Source organism: Capnocytophaga cynodegmi, assembly GCF_002302475.1.
Lineage (GTDB): Bacteria > Bacteroidota > Bacteroidia > Flavobacteriales > Flavobacteriaceae > Capnocytophaga > Capnocytophaga cynodegmi.
In genome coordinates, this window is sequence record NZ_CP022378.1 from 247,187 (window position 1) to 263,543 (window position 16,357).

18 protein-coding genes are annotated in these 16,357 nt (G+C 34.2%); 10 read left to right on the plus strand and 8 right to left on the minus strand.

What is annotated here, in order from left to right:
- Positions 1-31: 31 nt before the first annotated feature.
- Positions 32-1,243 (minus strand): RsmB/NOP family class I SAM-dependent RNA methyltransferase, encoded by a 1,212-nt coding sequence (locus CGC48_RS01185; protein ID WP_098028125.1) that lies wholly within the window; start codon positions 1,241-1,243, stop codon positions 32-34.
- 32 nt (positions 1,244-1,275) lie between these two features.
- Positions 1,276-2,184, minus strand: a complete 909-nt coding sequence (locus tag CGC48_RS01190) for a DUF6268 family outer membrane beta-barrel protein (RefSeq protein ID WP_098028126.1) — start codon at positions 2,182-2,184, stop codon at positions 1,276-1,278.
- Positions 2,185-2,340: 156 nt separating this feature from the next.
- Between CGC48_RS01190 and CGC48_RS01195 the strand changes: the two genes are divergently transcribed.
- Genes CGC48_RS01195 through CGC48_RS01205 form a run of 3 tightly spaced genes read left to right on the plus strand, consistent with a single transcriptional unit; the run spans position 2,341 to position 4,099 of the window.
- Positions 2,341-2,685 (plus strand): PadR family transcriptional regulator, encoded by a 345-nt coding sequence (locus tag CGC48_RS01195; RefSeq protein ID WP_098028127.1) that lies wholly within the window; start codon positions 2,341-2,343, stop codon positions 2,683-2,685.
- Positions 2,686-2,698: 13 nt separating this feature from the next.
- Entirely contained in the window at positions 2,699-3,394 is a 696-nt protein-coding gene (locus tag CGC48_RS01200) for a hypothetical protein (RefSeq protein WP_098028128.1), read from the plus strand.
- 9 nt (positions 3,395-3,403) lie between these two features.
- Positions 3,404-4,099 carry a hypothetical protein gene (locus CGC48_RS01205; RefSeq protein WP_098028129.1) on the plus strand — a complete coding sequence of 232 codons (696 nt, stop codon included), beginning with the start codon at positions 3,404-3,406 and terminating at the stop codon, positions 4,097-4,099.
- Between the two features lie 115 nt (positions 4,100-4,214).
- Here the strand turns inward: CGC48_RS01205 and CGC48_RS01210 are convergent, their stop codons facing one another.
- A complete protein-coding gene (locus CGC48_RS01210; protein ID WP_098028130.1) occupies positions 4,215-5,369 on the minus strand; it encodes a hypothetical protein in 1,155 nt (384 codons plus the stop codon).
- Between the two features lie 188 nt (positions 5,370-5,557).
- On the opposite strand from CGC48_RS01210, the gene CGC48_RS01215 reads away from it, so the two are divergent.
- The 6 genes from CGC48_RS01215 (at position 5,558) to CGC48_RS01240 (ending at position 10,085) form a co-directional block, all read left to right on the plus strand.
- Positions 5,558-5,929 (plus strand): HU family DNA-binding protein, encoded by a 372-nt coding sequence (locus tag CGC48_RS01215; RefSeq protein WP_098029722.1) that lies wholly within the window; start codon positions 5,558-5,560, stop codon positions 5,927-5,929.
- Positions 5,930-6,252: 323 nt separating this feature from the next.
- Positions 6,253-6,828 carry a hypothetical protein gene (locus CGC48_RS01220; protein WP_098028131.1) on the plus strand — a complete coding sequence of 192 codons (576 nt, stop codon included), beginning with the start codon at positions 6,253-6,255 and terminating at the stop codon, positions 6,826-6,828.
- A gap of 105 nt (positions 6,829-6,933) precedes the next feature.
- Positions 6,934-7,590 (plus strand): hypothetical protein, encoded by a 657-nt coding sequence (locus CGC48_RS01225; protein WP_098028132.1) that lies wholly within the window; start codon positions 6,934-6,936, stop codon positions 7,588-7,590.
- Between the two features lie 373 nt (positions 7,591-7,963).
- A complete protein-coding gene (locus tag CGC48_RS01230; protein WP_098028133.1) occupies positions 7,964-8,731 on the plus strand; it encodes a 3'-5' exonuclease in 768 nt (255 codons plus the stop codon).
- A 77-nt stretch (positions 8,732-8,808) separates the two neighbouring features.
- Positions 8,809-9,426 (plus strand): DUF4230 domain-containing protein, encoded by a 618-nt coding sequence (locus CGC48_RS01235; protein ID WP_041997527.1) that lies wholly within the window; start codon positions 8,809-8,811, stop codon positions 9,424-9,426.
- A gap of 47 nt (positions 9,427-9,473) precedes the next feature.
- Positions 9,474-10,085 carry a fumarylacetoacetate hydrolase family protein gene (locus CGC48_RS01240; RefSeq protein WP_018278439.1) on the plus strand — a complete coding sequence of 204 codons (612 nt, stop codon included), beginning with the start codon at positions 9,474-9,476 and terminating at the stop codon, positions 10,083-10,085.
- A gap of 235 nt (positions 10,086-10,320) precedes the next feature.
- On the opposite strand, the gene CGC48_RS01245 is transcribed toward CGC48_RS01240, so the two are convergent.
- From CGC48_RS01245 to CGC48_RS01260, 4 genes are all read right to left on the minus strand, one after another.
- Complete coding sequence (locus tag CGC48_RS01245; RefSeq protein ID WP_098028134.1) at positions 10,321-11,082, minus strand: TPM domain-containing protein; 762 nt, start codon at positions 11,080-11,082, stop codon at positions 10,321-10,323.
- Positions 11,082-11,525: a TPM domain-containing protein gene (locus CGC48_RS01250; protein WP_098028135.1), complete on the minus strand. Its 444-nt coding sequence runs from the start codon at positions 11,523-11,525 to the stop codon at positions 11,082-11,084. Before CGC48_RS01250 ends, CGC48_RS01245 begins: the two co-directional genes overlap by 1 nt.
- Positions 11,526-12,113, minus strand: a complete 588-nt coding sequence (locus CGC48_RS01255; RefSeq protein WP_098028136.1) for a LemA family protein — start codon at positions 12,111-12,113, stop codon at positions 11,526-11,528. It lies immediately after the preceding gene.
- Positions 12,114-12,238: 125 nt separating this feature from the next.
- A complete protein-coding gene (locus CGC48_RS01260) occupies positions 12,239-13,189 on the minus strand; it encodes a DUF4300 family protein (RefSeq protein ID WP_098029723.1) in 951 nt (316 codons plus the stop codon).
- Between the two features lie 366 nt (positions 13,190-13,555).
- On the opposite strand from CGC48_RS01260, the gene CGC48_RS01265 reads away from it, so the two are divergent.
- The gene (locus tag CGC48_RS01265; RefSeq protein WP_098028137.1) at positions 13,556-14,305 is read left to right on the plus strand and encodes a hypothetical protein; all 750 of its coding nucleotides are present in this window, start codon (positions 13,556-13,558) and stop codon (positions 14,303-14,305) included.
- Positions 14,306-14,653: 348 nt separating this feature from the next.
- Here CGC48_RS01265 and CGC48_RS01275 read toward each other — a convergent pair whose 3' ends face one another.
- Positions 14,654-16,276, minus strand: a complete 1,623-nt coding sequence (locus CGC48_RS01275; protein ID WP_013997117.1) for an ABC-F family ATP-binding cassette domain-containing protein — start codon at positions 16,274-16,276, stop codon at positions 14,654-14,656.
- Between the last annotated feature and the right edge of the window lie 81 nt (positions 16,277-16,357).

The window sequence follows — 16,357 nt, forward strand, 5'->3', positions numbered from 1 at the left end:
AAACAAAAAAATTGAATATGACATACAACATTTAATTATCTTTTCGCATTCTTGCCATATAAAATCCGTCGTACCCCAATTGACTGGCAAAAATTTTATCTTCCTCCTCAAAAACAAATCCTCTCCCCGCTTCTGATTTTAAAAAATCTTCTATTTGTTTTTGGTTTTCAGACGGAAGAATGGAACAAGTAGCGTATACTAATTTTCCTCCTGATTTCACCAATTTGCTGTAATTTTGCAAAATTTCCTGTTGAGTTTTGCGTATTTGTTCTAAAAATTCGGGTTTTAGTTTCCATTTTGCATCAGGATTTCTCCTCAAAACTCCCAAACCACTACAAGGGGCATCAATTAAAACTCTATCAGCAGTATTTTGCATACGTTTCAGCTGTTTGGAATCAATGACTTTTGTTTCTATATTAAAAACTTCATTACGTCGAGCTCTTCTTTTAAGTTCTTGCAACTTATTTTCATAAATATCCATTGCAATTATCTGTCCTTTGTTCTTCATTAAAGAAGCCAAATGCAGGGTTTTTCCTCCAGCTCCAGCACAAGTGTCCACTACACGCATACCTGAAACCACCTGCAAAAATGGAGCCACTTTTTGCGATGAAGCGTCTTGCACCTCGAAAAAACCATTTGAAAATGCTTTTGTGGAAAAAACATTAACCCGTTCGGAAAGTACCAAAGCATCAGGATAATTTTTTAACAAATTTGCCTCTACACCTTCATCTTCTAACACACTTTTTAATTGTTGTGCAGATATCTTCAGTATGTTAGCTCGTAAAACCACAGGAGCTAATGTATTGAGTGCGTGAATTTCGTCATTCCAAAAAAGTTCTCCTAATTCTTCAACTCCAAGATTATCAAGCCAATCAGGTATAGATTCTCTAAATTTTCTAACTTTTGAAAGTTCATCAAATTTTCCTTTTATACGACGTTGAGGAGTGTTTTCAAAGTATGACCAATTGGGTAAAGAAATGCCTTTCAAAACCGCCCAAACGGCAAACATTCGGCGTAAATCTTGAACAGAAAAAGGTTGTTTTACTTCAGCAATCTCAGCATACAAACGCTTCCAACGGACAATTTCATAAGTAGTTTCGGCGATAAAAGCCCTATCACGAGCTCCCCAACGTTTATCCTTTTTCAGTTGTCTTTCAACTACTTTATCAGCATAATGATTCTCATTGAAAATAAAACTCAATCCTTCAATTACTGCTTCTGTCAAATTTTTATGTAGTCGCATTTTTGCCTTTTCTAAATTTAATCGTTAAACAATTACCCTCCATATCGGAAACCCGCCGCAAAGTAAGAAGAAAGTTTATTATCTCCTATTACGTTATAATAAAATTTGAATGTTTTTTCGTCAAAATATGTATTTCTTGAAAAAGAAACCCCTAATGTAATAGGAATATAAAAATTTTTCCCAACTTTAAATTCAGAACGAACCCCTCCGTGACCAAATTGGGTAACAAAAGAGGCTTCTTTTTCATCTTTATTATAGAGCCCTAAAAGTACTTCTCCCTCAGCTACCAAACTCAATTTGAAGTTTTCAGAGATTTTTCTACTGAATTCAAAATCAAAATAATTATAATAAAAGACACTCAATTTATGTCTGTCATCAATCTTCCAATTTAGCAAAAAGGCGGGTGTAATCATTGCATAATCATACGAATTATTGATAGAAGCCCCTACTCCCCAATCAAACTTTGAGCTTTCTTTCCTCAACATCATCGCTCCTCCTTGTAAAAAAGCAGATTTTCGAGAAAATTTCGGAAAATTCGTTGTAAAAATTCCTCCTCCTGCCATTGCCAGAAGCGACCATTTTTTAGTTATTGGTAATAATTGTCCGAAAGTTAATGAAACATTTGAGATGTCCGAAATAGAATATTCTTTTGATAAAAGCTTGTTATTCAATGATGCATATGTTCCCCAGAGCGATACAAATGTAGCTTTAATAGCCTCATCATTTTCATTTTTTTGCATTGCTAACGGAACACGAATCATTACATCTGCGATTTTTAAGTCTCCACCTTGTTCCAGATTATTACCTTGATTATCTTTCACTTGTGAAACTCCAATATATTCCGACTTAATCTGAATTTGTGCCTTCATCAATCCCGACACTGAAAAAAACAATAAACACAAAGCAATTTTTATCTGATTTAAAAAATAATTTTCTCCCATAATTTATAAGCCAAGTAGTTAGTTCGCAAACCTATACATTTTTAAGCACATACACAAATAAAAATAAATGTTAAGTACGAGAATGACAAAAAAATTAAATTTTCACTTACATACATAAGAATTTTATGTATATTTGCAACATAAATATATAAGATAATGAAAAAACAGAACTCAACTCTTTATAAAGGAAGTCTTAGTACAATAGTAATGAAGCTATTACAAGACAACGGGCGAATGTATGGCTATGAAATTACACAAAAAGTAAAACAACTAACGCAGGGTGAAATTTCCATAACGGAAGGAGCTTTATATCCTACACTTCACAAATTGGAAGCCCAAGGATTGCTCACTCCCGAAATAGAGCAAGTGGATAACCGAATACGAAAATATTACAAAATCACAGAAAGTGGCATTAAAGAGACTGAAAAGCAGATATCTGAAATACAAACTTTTATAGAATCTTTACAACGAATTATAACACCAGAAATAAAATTAACCTAAAACCATTCCTTATATGAAAACCGTAACCCCAAAACAAATCGAACGTCTGTATGAATTTACGCGTCAGCATTACGTGGAATATTACGACGTACAAACTGAACTGGTTGACCATCTGGCAAACGCTATCGAAACGCATTGGCAAGAATTTTCTGACGACGATTTTGAAACGGCTTTGCAAAAAGAATTCCGTAAATTCGGGGTGTTTGGGTTTAATGATATTGTGGAGGAGAAAACAAAACAGATGGAAAAATTGTACAAAAGGGTGCTTTGGAAGAAAAAAATTGAGTTCTTCTCCTTTCCTAAAATACTACTTACTCTTTTTATATCAGCTGTAATACATACATTACTTTCCGCTTTCAATACTATGTGGATACCTTTCTTAGGAATTATCATTGCGTTTTATATTTTCAAAGGTGTCATTTTTATGAAAACTAAATCTATTTACAAAAGAAAATCAAACAAACGATGGCTTTTCAAAAACATCTTTCTGTATCAGGATAATTATCCTTTATTGTTACACTCTTCTATGCACATCATATCTTATTATTGGCTGTTCGTTCAAAAGCAGCATATCCCTATTTTATTTATTGTTGTTGGCTTTACGCTTCAATTTATATACACATACATTATAAGCTATCATATTCCGAAAAATAGTGACCGCTACTTTCTGGAAATGTTCCCCGAATACAAATTTGAACTCTCAAACTAAGTTTCTACTATGAAAAAAGTAACCCCAAAACAAATCGAACGTCTGTACGAATTTACGCGTAAGCATTACGTGGAATATTACGACGTACAAACTGAACTGGTTGACCATCTGGCAAATGCCATCGAAACGCATTGGCAAAAATTTCCTGATGACGATTTTGAAACGGCCTTGCAGAAAGAATTCCGAAAATTCGGGGTGTTTGGATTTATGGATATATTAGAAGAAAAAACCAAACAAATGAGTAAACGTTACAATCGTATTCTTTGGCAAAAAACTAAAGAGTTCTTCACTATCCCAAAAGTACTACTAATCTTGTGCATCGGACTTGCTTTCTATACACTGCTTTCTTTGTTAGGACACGTAAAAATACTTATTCCGTTGATTTTATGTACTATTTTCATTGTTTATGTTATTAGCTTTATCAGAAACAAACGTCTTTTTAAGAAAAGTACCTATAAGAGATGGCTTTTTGAAGATATCATTATACAATCAAACGGATATGGTTTTATAATGTTTTTGCCTTTGCAAATGAGTGTCCAATTTGCAGAGCATCTTCCTGAAAATCAAACGTTCATCGCGTTTTGTTCTGCCTTTTTTGCTTTTTACATTGTCTTGATGTATGTGTCAGCCGTGTACTTACCAAAAAACAGAGATAAATACCTTTCAGAAATTTATCCCCAGTACAATCAGTTCTTACAAGCGTGATATTACAAGTTGTTTGCCTGACGGAAATATAAAAACTTCCTGATTACGAAAAACAAAAAAACTTGCCCAAACTCAAATGTTACAGGCAAGGTTTTTTTATATTTATAGCGATTGACTAATAGTTTATCTGGTAATTTGTAACCATATGCTCTCGGAAAAATACTTTTAATTCAAATTCTTTATAAGTTCGTGTACCATTATTTTCGGTGTAATTAATGGTATGTTTATACACTTTATCCACTAATAAATTTATAAGTTTACCATTAACGTCTTTGGTTACTTTAATAGGTTGTACGATTTCAAATACTTCTTTTCCGTTGGTATCACTTACAAGTTTATACGTGTATCCCTTTTCCGTACCTTGCTGTACACGTTCAGCAAAGCCTTTAAATAACTGCAATTGCGGTTCTCCTTCAGGATAAGAAATTGTATATGAGCCTACATTACTTCCATATGCTTCTTCTTTAATAGCTATTACGTAACCTTCATTATCATAAGTGTAACTGTAATCATTTCTAAAACTCTCTGCCCCATCTGAGAAAAAGACAAGTGATTTTACCAAATTTTTAGTAGCAGTTCCGTAAGGTATCGCTATACGATCACCGAAATATAATCCGTAATTTGCATGTACCAAACCCTCTACATCCCAAAGGAAAAAGTTATTTTTGTTAGGCTTGTCGGTATAATAGGAAAAATGATGCTCTATAATTTGTTTTTCTCCAAATATAAGTTGTTCTCGTTTTACCTTCTGTAAATTTCCATTTTCCCAAGTAAGTTTTTCATCTCGGTGTTCAATCATTTGTCCTTCATCATTAAAGACATATCCTTTTAGTATAGGGTTTCCATTCTTATCGAGTTGAACTTTTTGAGACTCTAACTTTCCTTCGTCATTCTTAAAAGTTAAAGTCATTTCATTTCCTACATATGAAAACTGTTTTACACGGTCTTCTCTACCTTCATATGATTCGGTAAGTTTTGTAATTTTACCTGCTTCGTTGTATTCATAACTTACTTTCGCCGTTTTTAATGTATAGCTTTTGTTTATTTTTTCATTATAGATATCGCTCCAATTTTGAGTGGTGTGCATATTGGTTATCAAGTCAATATTAAGAACATTTTCATCATCTATATAAGCGAAATTCACCTCTTTAATTCTCTTCATTGGCGTTTTATCCTCTGGTGTGATAGGAGCATCGCTATCGCTTTTACCGCACGAAGCTACCCACAAAGTGAGCAATGCTGTCATTGTTAATAGTACATTTCTTTTCATTTTACAATCTTATTATAATTAAACGTTGCAAAGAAACGAAAAATAATTATGCTCCAAATTTTTTAACTTTTACTCTGCTCTAAACTAACAAAACGTTAATTATTTTGCTTTGTTACAGAAAATGAGTACATTTGGTAGCGAAAAGTTACTTTTCAAACAATATTGTTTCACTTAAAAAACATACAACTATGAAGTATCATTTAGTACAGAAAGTAAATCCGCAAGACCGCTCCAAAAAGAAATGGTACGCCAATGCGGTAAACAGCTCCAAGATTGGGCAAAAAGAAATTGCTAAGAACATTTCGTCCAAATCGTCACTCACGGCTGGGGACATCGCCAATGTAATTCAGAATTTACTTGAAGAATTGCCCAAAGAATTGGTAAAAGGAAACAGCGTAAAGCTGGGCGATTTCGGAACATTCCGCATCTCCATTAGCAGTGAAGGTGTGGAAAATGAAAAGGACTTCAACGCCTCGATGATTAAAGATGTACGTATTATCTTTACCCCTGGCGTAGAAATGAAAAAGGCTATTGAAGGAATTTCTTTTGAAAAATCATAAAACAAACTTTGAACCTTACGGCTGTATTTGTTATACAGCCGTTTTTTTTATAGCTTTTGGTACAAAAAATATTTTCTTTCAGTAGAGAGGAAAAAAACTGACGTGAGAAAAAAAATTTCTTGACGTCAAGAAATTTTTTTTCTCACGTCAAGAAATTTTTAAATTGACGGAAATAACAATATTGCAATACTATTCCTCTTAAAAACCAAACAAAAAACAACTATAAATCAATCATTTATAAACAAAAGATAGCACTGAAAACACATTACTTAAAAAAAGGGTTATATTTGCCATACACTTAATAAAAAAAGTATTTTTTAAATATGAAAAAATTACAATTTACCCTATCGAAAAAAAATTATCTAATAGGAGTTATTTTTTGGGGATTACCTTTCTTTACGTACGCTCAATCTGATTTGCAAAGGCAGTTCAGTTTGGAAGCCTCAATAATATCGTTAGGCATTGCCTATGAACAACCTCTTTTAAAAAATACTGAAGCTGAATTGTCCGCAGGAATTATTGATTTTTTTAAATCAGAAATGGGATACTCAATAAATTCACTAACTGAAAAATTTTCACCCTATACCAAAGTTGCTCTTCGTCATTATTACAATCGTAATCATCGTGAACGTAAAGGAAAAGATAATTCCTTTAATAAAGGAAATTTCATTGCCTTTCAAAATAAAATACTATACGGAGCTACTCGTGATAATGACATAAGAATGATTAACGAAGTACATTGGGGCGTACAAACACAACTCATTAAAAAATTACTTTTTACCTTTCATATCGGTATAGGGCATTACTATCGCAAATCGTACATTAAGCAAGAAAGTAATAGTAAATACTGGCTTTTCGCTCCTACTTTGGGGTTAAAATTAAAATATGTTTTGTTTTAAAAAAGTTTTTTAATACTACATAAATTAAAAATACATAGTTAAACATAAAGATTAAAAACTACAAACACACATCACACACACCTATAAAATAAAAACAAAAAAACGATGAAAAAACTCAGTTTAATTGTTACCTTTGTGGCTCTGATAGCGTGTAAACAATCCTATGAACGTAAACAAGCGATGAGTAATAGGTCAGAAAATGAAACCCAAAGCGTAGAAAATGACAGCTTGGCACTGCTTAATCTCACGCGTAATGCCTACAAATGGTTGGAAAAAGAATATTCTTATGAAGATTTTGTGCCTGTTGCCAACCCTAATGATACCTTATATAATGGTATAGATTTCGCTATCCACGATGCACAGATACGCAAACTTGAAAAATCGGGCTTCTTCGGAAGAGATTTTATCAACCTATATAATGAAATAGGTCACAATATAGATTTTGCTTTGCGAGAGCATCACGTAAAATGGGCAGTGGGTGATATTTCTCCGTTTGACAAGGAAACGAACGATTGGTGCCTGTGTCGGGATATTCCTTCATACGATTATTATGAGCGAATGACCATTGAAAACATAAAGATTGAAGAGGATACTGCCAGTTTTCAGTGGCGATGGGCTGAACGTTTTTGGGATACATCTGTTTACAAAGTCCGAGCAAAAAAAGAAGACAGACAATGGAAAATTGCTTGGCTTGAAGGCTTTGATGAAACGAATCAATGGGTTCGCACCTTAGTTCTGAATAGTGAAAATGACGATTTATAAATAATCTGTTATAATTTTCCTACTGAAGTAATAAAAATGAAATGAAGCAATAAATTATTTTGCTCACTAGTAAGAAAGACATTAATTACATAACCAAATACAAAAAATAACTATAAGAGAGAAATTTTTTATTGGGAAGTCATCAAAAAATATAACGTATCAGTATGCTTTATCTATGAGATAAATATATAAAAAATGCTGTGAAAAGTATCGTAACCATTGCAGTTGTCAGACTTCGACTTCGCTCAGTCTGACAATCCTAAAACTTCGATATTACTCAGCTTTACACGGAATTCTTTTCTGTTTCACAGCACATTTTTGTATATATTTACTACCCAATTACTAATTTCTACTGCTTAAATAAAACATTCATATGGAACTAAAACTATCAAAACCGATTTGTTTCTTCGATTTGGAAACCACTGGAACTGACATTACTAAAGACCGCATTGTTGAAATCTCTATACTAAAAGTATATCCCAATGGGAATAAAGAAAGTAAAACGTGGTTGGTAAATCCTACAATTCCGATACCCAAAGGAGCAAGTGATGTACACGGAATTACCAACGAACGCGTAGCCAACGAACCCACTTTCAAGGAACTTGCCAAAACCATTCATAATATGATTAAAGATTCGGACTTGGCGGGTTACAATTCCGACCGCTTCGATATTCCTCTTTTAGCGGAAGAAATGCTCCGTGCCGACGTCGATTTCGATTTAGGAAACCGCGTAACGGTAGATGTACAAACCATCTTCCACAAAATGGAACAACGTACTCTTAGTGCTGCTTATAAGTTCTACTGCGGAAAAACGCTGGACAATGCGCACTCGGCAGCAGCGGACACTAATGCCACCTATGAGATACTAAAATCACAACTCGACCGATACGGCGAACTCGAAAACGATATGAAAAAACTCAGCGAGTTCACCACTCGAAAACAAGCGGTGGACTTTGCCGGATTTATTGCCCTGAACGACAAAAACGAAACCATTTTCACCTTCGGAAAGCACAAAGGCAGAAAAGTAGAAGAAATACTGGAAGAAGAACCTGGTTACTTCGGCTGGATTTTAAATGCTGACTTTCCGCTGTACACCAAAAAGGTACTAACTGCCATCAAACTAAAAGGATTTTCAAAATAATTTAACTGAAATCTTTTCCAAATAAAACGCAAAAATCATTGCGTACGTCCTATAAAAAACCTAAAAATAAACCTACTATGAAAAAATTTATCTTTGGAATGCTCACCGCTGTAGCCGTATTGCTACTTGTTAAGTTCTTTTGGGACAGAAAGGAAGCAAGGGAAACATTGGAGGCAGATTCGGCTCTGATTCAAACACAAATAGCCAATGTTAGCAAACTTGTAGTAACAGAAGGGCATTTTGCTGAGGTGATTTCTTACACTGATAGCCAGAAGTATTTTATGGACTTGCTTTCATTCGATAAAAAGATTCTAATCGTTGTCAATGCAGATGTTACCGTTTCTTACGATTTGCATAAGATAGTTTACGACATTGATGAGGTCAATAAAAAAGTGATTATCAAGTCTATCCCTGATGCCGAACTTAAGATTTATCCCAAGATGAAGTACTACGATGTTAGTCAGAACCCAGTAAATCCGTTCGGAACTGATGATGTTAATAAAATCCAACGCCGAGTGAACGCCGAATTGGAGAAGAAGATTGCACAATCCAACTTAAAGAAAAATGCAGAAAATCGCCTAATTTCAGAATTAGCAAACATTATTTTCTTAACAAAATCTATCGGTTGGACGTTGGAATACAACAGTTTGCCTATCGAAAACGCAAGCGATTTAAAAGTCATCGAAAAGAACTAAACAAAATAAATATCGTAACAAAAACACACATATTAACCTGATAGTATATGAAAATCATCTGTGTAGGAAAAAATTACATCGACCATATTAAAGAATTTGATGGGAAACAACCCGATAATATGGTATTATTCCTAAAACCCGATACTGCTATTCATAATCCTGAAATGCCGTATTACATTCCCGATTTCACCAACGATTTACATCACGAAATTGAGGTAATCCTGAAAATTAATCAGAACGGGAAGCACATTTCGGAGAAGTTCGCACACAAATATTACGATGAAATTGGTTTAGGAATTGACTTTACAGCTCGTGATGTACAAGCACAACTGCGAAAAGAAGGACTTTCGTGGGAAAAAGCCAAAGCATTTGATGGCTCGGCGATTATAGGGAATTTTATCGAAAAGTCACGCTTTCCTGATTTAAATTCACTTGCTTTCCGATTGGAAAAGAACGGACAAAAAGTTCAAGAAAGCAGTACAAATTTAATGATTTGGAAGTTTGACCAAATCATTTCTGAAGCATCAAAATTTTTCACTCTACGCAAAGGTGACATCATCTTCACAGGAACACCCGCTGGAGTGGGCAGTGTAGCTCCCAACGATGTACTTGAAGGATTTTTGGAAAATCAGAAGATGTTTGAAGTTAATATCAAGTAACTTAATAATTAAAAAACCTCGAAACAAAATTTTTCTTCTTAAGAAAAAACTTCATTTCGAGGTTTTCTATATAAAAGACGTACGTCAGAAAATTCCTAACAGAACTTAAAGCTACGTCGCTCAACACTCAATCTTTTTCGTACCATTGAGTCTAATTTTACGAATTTCACTTGCTTTTTGTTCAGATATTTTTGGATTTCCTTATAACGCAAACAGCGATAAAGCGAAAATGGTGTTACCAGCTTCCACTGGCTCCTCCGCCTCCGCCCATTCCACCGCCGAAGCCTCCAAAACCTCCTGAACTTCCTCCACCACCGAAGCCTCCGCCAAAACCGCCAGAGTTTCGCCCCATACTGGAAAGGATTATCATATCAAAAAGGTCAAAACCACCGCCTCCTCGACTATTATTTCCGCCTTTACCTCCTTTTGACAAGGCTATAATCAGTAAAAGCATTGCAATTCCAAAAATAACTATCACCGAGAAGGGTATGCCCTGCGTTGAGGTAACGTCATTCTTGTACGTACCTGAAAGCACCTGCATTATCGAAGTTGTGGCACTATCAAAACCTGCATAATAATTCCCTTGCCTGAAATGAGGAATCATATCTTGCGTAATGATTTGCTTACTCAGTGCATCGGTTAGGTATTCTTCTACCCCATAACCTGTTGATATTGCTACCTTTCGTTGCTCAGAAGCCATTAATATCAGTACGCCATTATCCTTTCCTTTTTGTCCTATTTTCCATTCGGAAAGAATTTCAGCTGCCTGAAAATTAATATCATCATTAGTTGTTGGAACAATTGCAATGACAATTCCTGTGGAAGTAGAATCCGCATAATGAGCTAATTTTGCATTAAGAAGCATTCTTTCTTGGTCGGAAAGTACGTTGGCATAATCCTGCACTGCTTCATTCGGATTCTTTAACTTAGGAACTTGTGCCAAAAGCAATGGCTGAATGGCAAAAAGCAATATGATACAATAATATAATTTCTTCATCAAATTTCTCCTTTTGAAATATCATCAGGAAGCTCATTAACATCTTCTTTCTGATATGGAAAATAACGTTTTAACTCTTCACCAGCTTTAAGAATGCCCTCAATAATTCCCTGACAGAATTGTCCTTTCTGGAAATGCAACCTCATTTGATTTTTTGTAGTCTCCCAAAAATCTGCTGGAACTAATTTGTTAATACCTTCATCTCCATAGATGGCAAATTTCTTATCCTGAACAGCAAAATAGAACAGCACTCCATTACGCTGGGTTGTAGTGTCCATTTTCAATAAATGAAAAACCTCCACAGCTCTTTCGAGAGGTTCTGTGGAAGTTTTAGCTTCTAAATGCACACGTATTTCACCCGAAGTAGTTTTTTCGGCAACACGAATGGCTTCTATAATTTCTTTTTCTTCTTGCGAAGTTAAAAAATCTTCAATTCTTGGCATTTATTTAAAATCAAAGTTAACTTCTGGTGCGTTTTCAGCTCCTTCTTTTGCTTTGAACAAAGGCATTTTTGAACGACCTGTAAATCCTGCAATCAAGCTGTTAGGGAATAACTCAATGTACACATTGTACTCTTTAGCTGAAGCATTAAAACGATTACGAGCCACATTAATTCTGTTCTCAGTACCTTCAATTTGTGATTGTAATTGTAAAAAATTCTGGTTTGCTTTCAAATCAGGATAGCGTTCCACAGTTACTAACAATCGAGACAAAGCTGAAGTAAGCCCCGCTTGTGCTTCCTGAAACTGATTGATGGCTTCAGGAGTTAAATTAGAGGCATCTACATTTACAGAAGTAGCTTTAGAACGAGCTTCAATAACTTGTGTTAATGTTCCTCTTTCAAAATCGGCAGCTCCCTGAACTGTTTTTACCAAATTACCAATAAGGTCAGAACGACGTTGGTATGAACTTTCCACATCTGCCCACTCTTTTTCGGCTTCTCCTTTAAGACGCACCATTTGGTTATTTTTACTAACACCCCAAAATCCCACAATGGCAAGCACTGCCACAATAATAATCCACTTTTTCATATGTTTACAATTTTAAAAGGCAAATCTAATAAATATAATTTACAATCCTAATGATATTCTGTATTTTATTTTAAATTTTCAAAAGAAAATAAACAAAAAACAAATCAGCTCAAAGAATTGATTTATCATTGTTTTATCTTATTTTCATTTGGGCGATAACCTTCTAACAAATCATCGTTTTCAAATATAAATGGAATTGACGTGGGTTGATTCCATTCTACATCGTAACGATGCATCAAAAAATCGTTTAGCTCAGTACGATTGTTAAATTTCACTGCTTGATAAGGCTCTTGGAAAGATAATTTTTCGATAAAAATAAGTTTATTATCCGTTGTTGGAACTAAAACCCCCACGTGACCTACAAATAATTCACTTTCCTCAGGAGTAATCGCCGAATGAAAAAAAACTGAAATGAGTGACGCTTTGGCTCTATCATTTTTATGAGGAAACGTTATGCCTTTCTCTTTCCAAGTTTTTCGTGCATTTTCAATATGCTTTTGAGTATCAGAAACGTACGGAGTCGGGAAATTGGTGTATAAATTCATAAAAACTTCCTTTTCCCTCTCAGAAAATACCCTTTTAGGATTGTTCTCCAGCGCATCATTATCCACAAATAGATTTAAACCAACATCAGTTTTAGGTTCTTTAACCTCCACAAAATCACGTAATAAATCCAAAGAAGTAATTCTGCAGTTGTAGCCAGGGAAATTAGGGTGTTTTTTATCCCAACGTTCTATAACACTAACTTGGTCATACTTAGGAGTTAAGTTATCCGAAGTAGAAAACCCTTGCTGAACCAATCCTACATCGCCCACCAAATTATTAAAATAGTTTACATTTTCAAAGAAAGCTTCAATATTAGCTTGAGCAATTCCAGCATTAGCAAGTGCCTGTTTTACTTCTTCCTGACTGGCTTTATCCACCAAATTGGAATACTCCATTTGCTTTAAAAAAGGCTGATTTTCAACATTTTCTTGTTTGGTGACTGAATTTGTGTTTGTTGTCTGTTTATTTTGTTGATTACAAGCTACAAAAGCAACTGCCAACCCCATAATTAAAATACTTTTTCCTTTCATAATGATTTCCTTAAGATTTAAAGTGCTAATGTAAATTATTTTTTTGATTTTCAAAGCAATGTTTTTGTTATTTCTCACAGATTTCTTAGATATTCACTAATTCCTATTTCATTCAAAACACTACAAAATATACTAATGACAATATTTTAGCTTTCGATGACTATTTTTTAGATTCAGGAAGCAATAATTTAGATTCTGATTAGTATTTTTATTCTTTAATAAAAATATTCCATATCAATTGAAGTCTAATAAATTAATTTGATTGTTTTATTATACTATTTTTTTCATTTCGATTCTTGAAAGTAGAAGGGAAAATTAAAAAAGATTCTATACATTTGTGCTTTCAACAGATAAAAATTGAGTAAAATGAAAAAAAGTGTTTTAAAAATGATTCTTTTAGTAGTGTCATTAGCTACTATTTCTTGTGGAAAGGATACCGATAGTCCAAAACCTAATGAAAATGATTCAACTCCCGTAAAACTTATTAAGTCAATAAAAATCAACGGCGGAGAAGAGAATTTAAAAGATGCTATAATTCATTATACATACAATAATGAAAATAAAATTACTAAAATAGGTGATGTAATTGATATATCTTACTCAAAAAATAAGATTGAGGTTGAAACATTTAAGATATCAGCTACAACTAACGAAAAAGAAAATGTCGTTTCTTTAATAAAAAAAGAAACTTACGATAAAAAATATGAATATAAATACAATGCTGAGAATCAATTGATTCAAGAAATCAACAAAGCAGCCGAAGGAACCATCGATAAAGATGAAATATATAATTATCATTGGGAAAATGGTAATTTTGTAGCTTTAGGGGACAAAAATAATCCTGCTGTAAGAATTGAATATGGAAAAAATGTCAATAAAAACAATTTTTCATTAATTTTAAGTCGTTCCCATTATTATAAAATGTTTTTAATTTATTTACCTTTTCCTGTAGGAAAAAACTCAAAAATGCTTCCTACTAAAGTTTCTTCAGATGTATATACTTACACTTATGAATACGAATTCGATAAGGAAGGCTATGTTACCAAAATTACTGAAAATTACGAAAATACTCGGAATAAAGAAAAATACGTAACTACAATCGAAATCAATTACTAAATAAAATATCAAAGTAGAGAAAAGGTTATCAATTCAGAAAGAATGATAACCTTTTTTCTTTTAGCTTTTTTTAAAATAAAATTGTTTTTAAAGCAATGTTTTAGCTTCCGATGACTAAAATTTAGATTCCAAAGACAATATTTTAGATTCCAGAAGCAATATTTTAGATTCCAGAAGCAATATTTTAGATTCCGATGACTAAATTTTAGGCTCCAGAACCTATTTTTTAGCTTCTTTAAATTCTTTTTTTGCTTTTTTTGACTTTCTTTTAATTTATAAAAAAACTCCGAACACAAAATATGCATTCGGAGTCGTTCATTGTAATTATTTTTTAGCTTCTGAAAGCGTTTATTTTCTTTCGTACATCGTTTTGCGAAGCTCTTGAATGTTTTTATCGTCCATATATTCGTCAAAAGTCATATAACGGTCGATAACTCCGTTGGGAGTAAGCTCAATAATTCGGTTTGCAACGGTTTGAGCAAATTCGTGGTCGTGTGTGGTAAACAAAACATTTCCTTTAAAATTCTTCAACGAGTTGTTGAAAGCCGTGATACTCTCCAAATCCAAATGGTTCGTTGGTTCGTTAAGCATCAGTACGTTAGCACGAAGCATCATCATACGGCTAAGCATACAACGTACCTTTTCTCCTCCCGATAACACCGATGATTTTTTCAAGGCTTCCTCACCGCTGAACAACATTTTACCCAAAAATCCACGTATATAGACTTCCTCGCGTTCCTCTTCCGTTTTTGCCCACTGACGAAGCCAATCCACCAGCGAATAATCGTTATTGAAATATTCCGAATTGTCCACAGGAAGATACGATTGCGATGTGGTTACTCCCCATTGGAATTTTCCGCTATCGGGTTGTTGTTTTTCATTCAGAATTTGATAAAAAGCCGTTGTAGCTCGTGAATCTTTTGAAATAACAGCCACTTTATCGTCTTTTGCCAAGTTAATATCCACTTTTTGGAACAAAATTTCACCATCAATAGAAGCTGAAAGGTTTTCCACGTGCAAAATTTGGTCACCTGCTTCTCGTTCTTTATCAAAAATAATAGCAGGATAACGACGCGATGAAGGTCGAATTTCTTCAATATTCAATTTTTCCAACATCTTTTTACGAGAAGTTGCCTGTTTTGATTTTGCCACATTGGCACTAAAACGAGCAATAAATTCTTGCAACTCTTTGGCTTTTTCCTCTGCCTTTTTGTTTTGTTGTGCACGTTGACGGGCAGCTAATTGGCTACTTTCGTACCAGAAAGTATAGTTTCCGGAATAGTGGTTAATTTTCCCGAAATCAATGTCAGAAATGTGGGTACACACAGCATCTAAAAAGTGTCGGTCGTGCGAAACGACAATTACCGTGTTATCGTAATTTGCCAAGAAGTTTTCCAGCCAACCGATAGTTTCAAAATCGAGGTCGTTGGTAGGCTCGTCCATAATAAGCACGTCAGGATTTCCGAAAAGAGCCTGAGCCAAGAGTACACGAACCTTTAATTTCCCGTCCATTTCGCCCATCAAAGTATAGTGCATATCTTCGGAAATTCCTAAGTTGGAAAGCAAGGCAGCAGCATCACTTTCGGCATTCCAGCCGTTCATTTCATCGAATTGTAGTTGTAGTTCGCCAATTCGGTCGGCATTTTCATCGGAATAATCGGCATAAAGCTCGTCCATTTCTTTTTTTATGGCAGAAAGCACTTTGTTCCCCATAATAACGGTTTCCAAAACCGTAAATTCATCATAAGCATAGTGGTCTTGCTCCAAAACGGACATTCGTTTGCCAGGTTCAAGGATAACACGCCCACTGGTAGGCTCTATTTTTCCAGAAAGGATTTTTAAAAAAGTGGATTTTCCTGCTCCGTTTGCTCCGATAATTCCGTAGCAATTGCCCTGTGTAAAGGTTACATTTACCTCATCGAACAAAACTCTTTTCCCAAACTGAACCGATAAATTTGAAACTGTTAGCATTGTCTTTAAAAATTAAATCGGGGCAAAGATATCATTATTAAATGAAAGAGAAAAGTTTGTACACAAAAAAGCCGACTTACG

Excerpts from the sequence above, each read along its gene's own strand:
- CGC48_RS01185 (WP_098028125.1), bottom strand. The coding sequence starts at position 1,243 with ATGCGACTACATAAAAATTTGACAGAAGCAGTAATTGAAGGATTGAGT.
- CGC48_RS01190 (WP_098028126.1), bottom strand. The coding sequence starts at position 2,184 with ATGGGAGAAAATTATTTTTTAAATCAGATAAAAATTGCTTTGTGTTTA.
- CGC48_RS01195 (WP_098028127.1), top strand. The coding sequence starts at position 2,341 with ATGAAAAAACAGAACTCAACTCTTTATAAAGGAAGTCTTAGTACAATA.
- CGC48_RS01200 (WP_098028128.1), top strand. The coding sequence starts at position 2,699 with ATGAAAACCGTAACCCCAAAACAAATCGAACGTCTGTATGAATTTACG.
- CGC48_RS01205 (WP_098028129.1), top strand. The coding sequence starts at position 3,404 with ATGAAAAAAGTAACCCCAAAACAAATCGAACGTCTGTACGAATTTACG.
- CGC48_RS01210 (WP_098028130.1), bottom strand. The coding sequence starts at position 5,369 with ATGAAAAGAAATGTACTATTAACAATGACAGCATTGCTCACTTTGTGG.
- CGC48_RS01215 (WP_098029722.1), top strand. The coding sequence starts at position 5,558 with ATGAAGTATCATTTAGTACAGAAAGTAAATCCGCAAGACCGCTCCAAA.
- CGC48_RS01220 (WP_098028131.1), top strand. The coding sequence starts at position 6,253 with ATGAAAAAATTACAATTTACCCTATCGAAAAAAAATTATCTAATAGGA.
- CGC48_RS01225 (WP_098028132.1), top strand. The coding sequence starts at position 6,934 with ATGAAAAAACTCAGTTTAATTGTTACCTTTGTGGCTCTGATAGCGTGT.
- CGC48_RS01230 (WP_098028133.1), top strand. The coding sequence starts at position 7,964 with ATGGAACTAAAACTATCAAAACCGATTTGTTTCTTCGATTTGGAAACC.
- CGC48_RS01235 (WP_041997527.1), top strand. The coding sequence starts at position 8,809 with ATGAAAAAATTTATCTTTGGAATGCTCACCGCTGTAGCCGTATTGCTA.
- CGC48_RS01240 (WP_018278439.1), top strand. The coding sequence starts at position 9,474 with ATGAAAATCATCTGTGTAGGAAAAAATTACATCGACCATATTAAAGAA.
- CGC48_RS01245 (WP_098028134.1), bottom strand. The coding sequence starts at position 11,082 with ATGAAGAAATTATATTATTGTATCATATTGCTTTTTGCCATTCAGCCA.
- CGC48_RS01250 (WP_098028135.1), bottom strand. The coding sequence starts at position 11,525 with ATGCCAAGAATTGAAGATTTTTTAACTTCGCAAGAAGAAAAAGAAATT.
- CGC48_RS01255 (WP_098028136.1), bottom strand. The coding sequence starts at position 12,113 with ATGAAAAAGTGGATTATTATTGTGGCAGTGCTTGCCATTGTGGGATTT.
- CGC48_RS01260 (WP_098029723.1), bottom strand. The coding sequence starts at position 13,189 with ATGAAAGGAAAAAGTATTTTAATTATGGGGTTGGCAGTTGCTTTTGTA.
- CGC48_RS01265 (WP_098028137.1), top strand. The coding sequence starts at position 13,556 with ATGAAAAAAAGTGTTTTAAAAATGATTCTTTTAGTAGTGTCATTAGCT.
- CGC48_RS01275 (WP_013997117.1), bottom strand. The coding sequence starts at position 16,276 with ATGCTAACAGTTTCAAATTTATCGGTTCAGTTTGGGAAAAGAGTTTTG.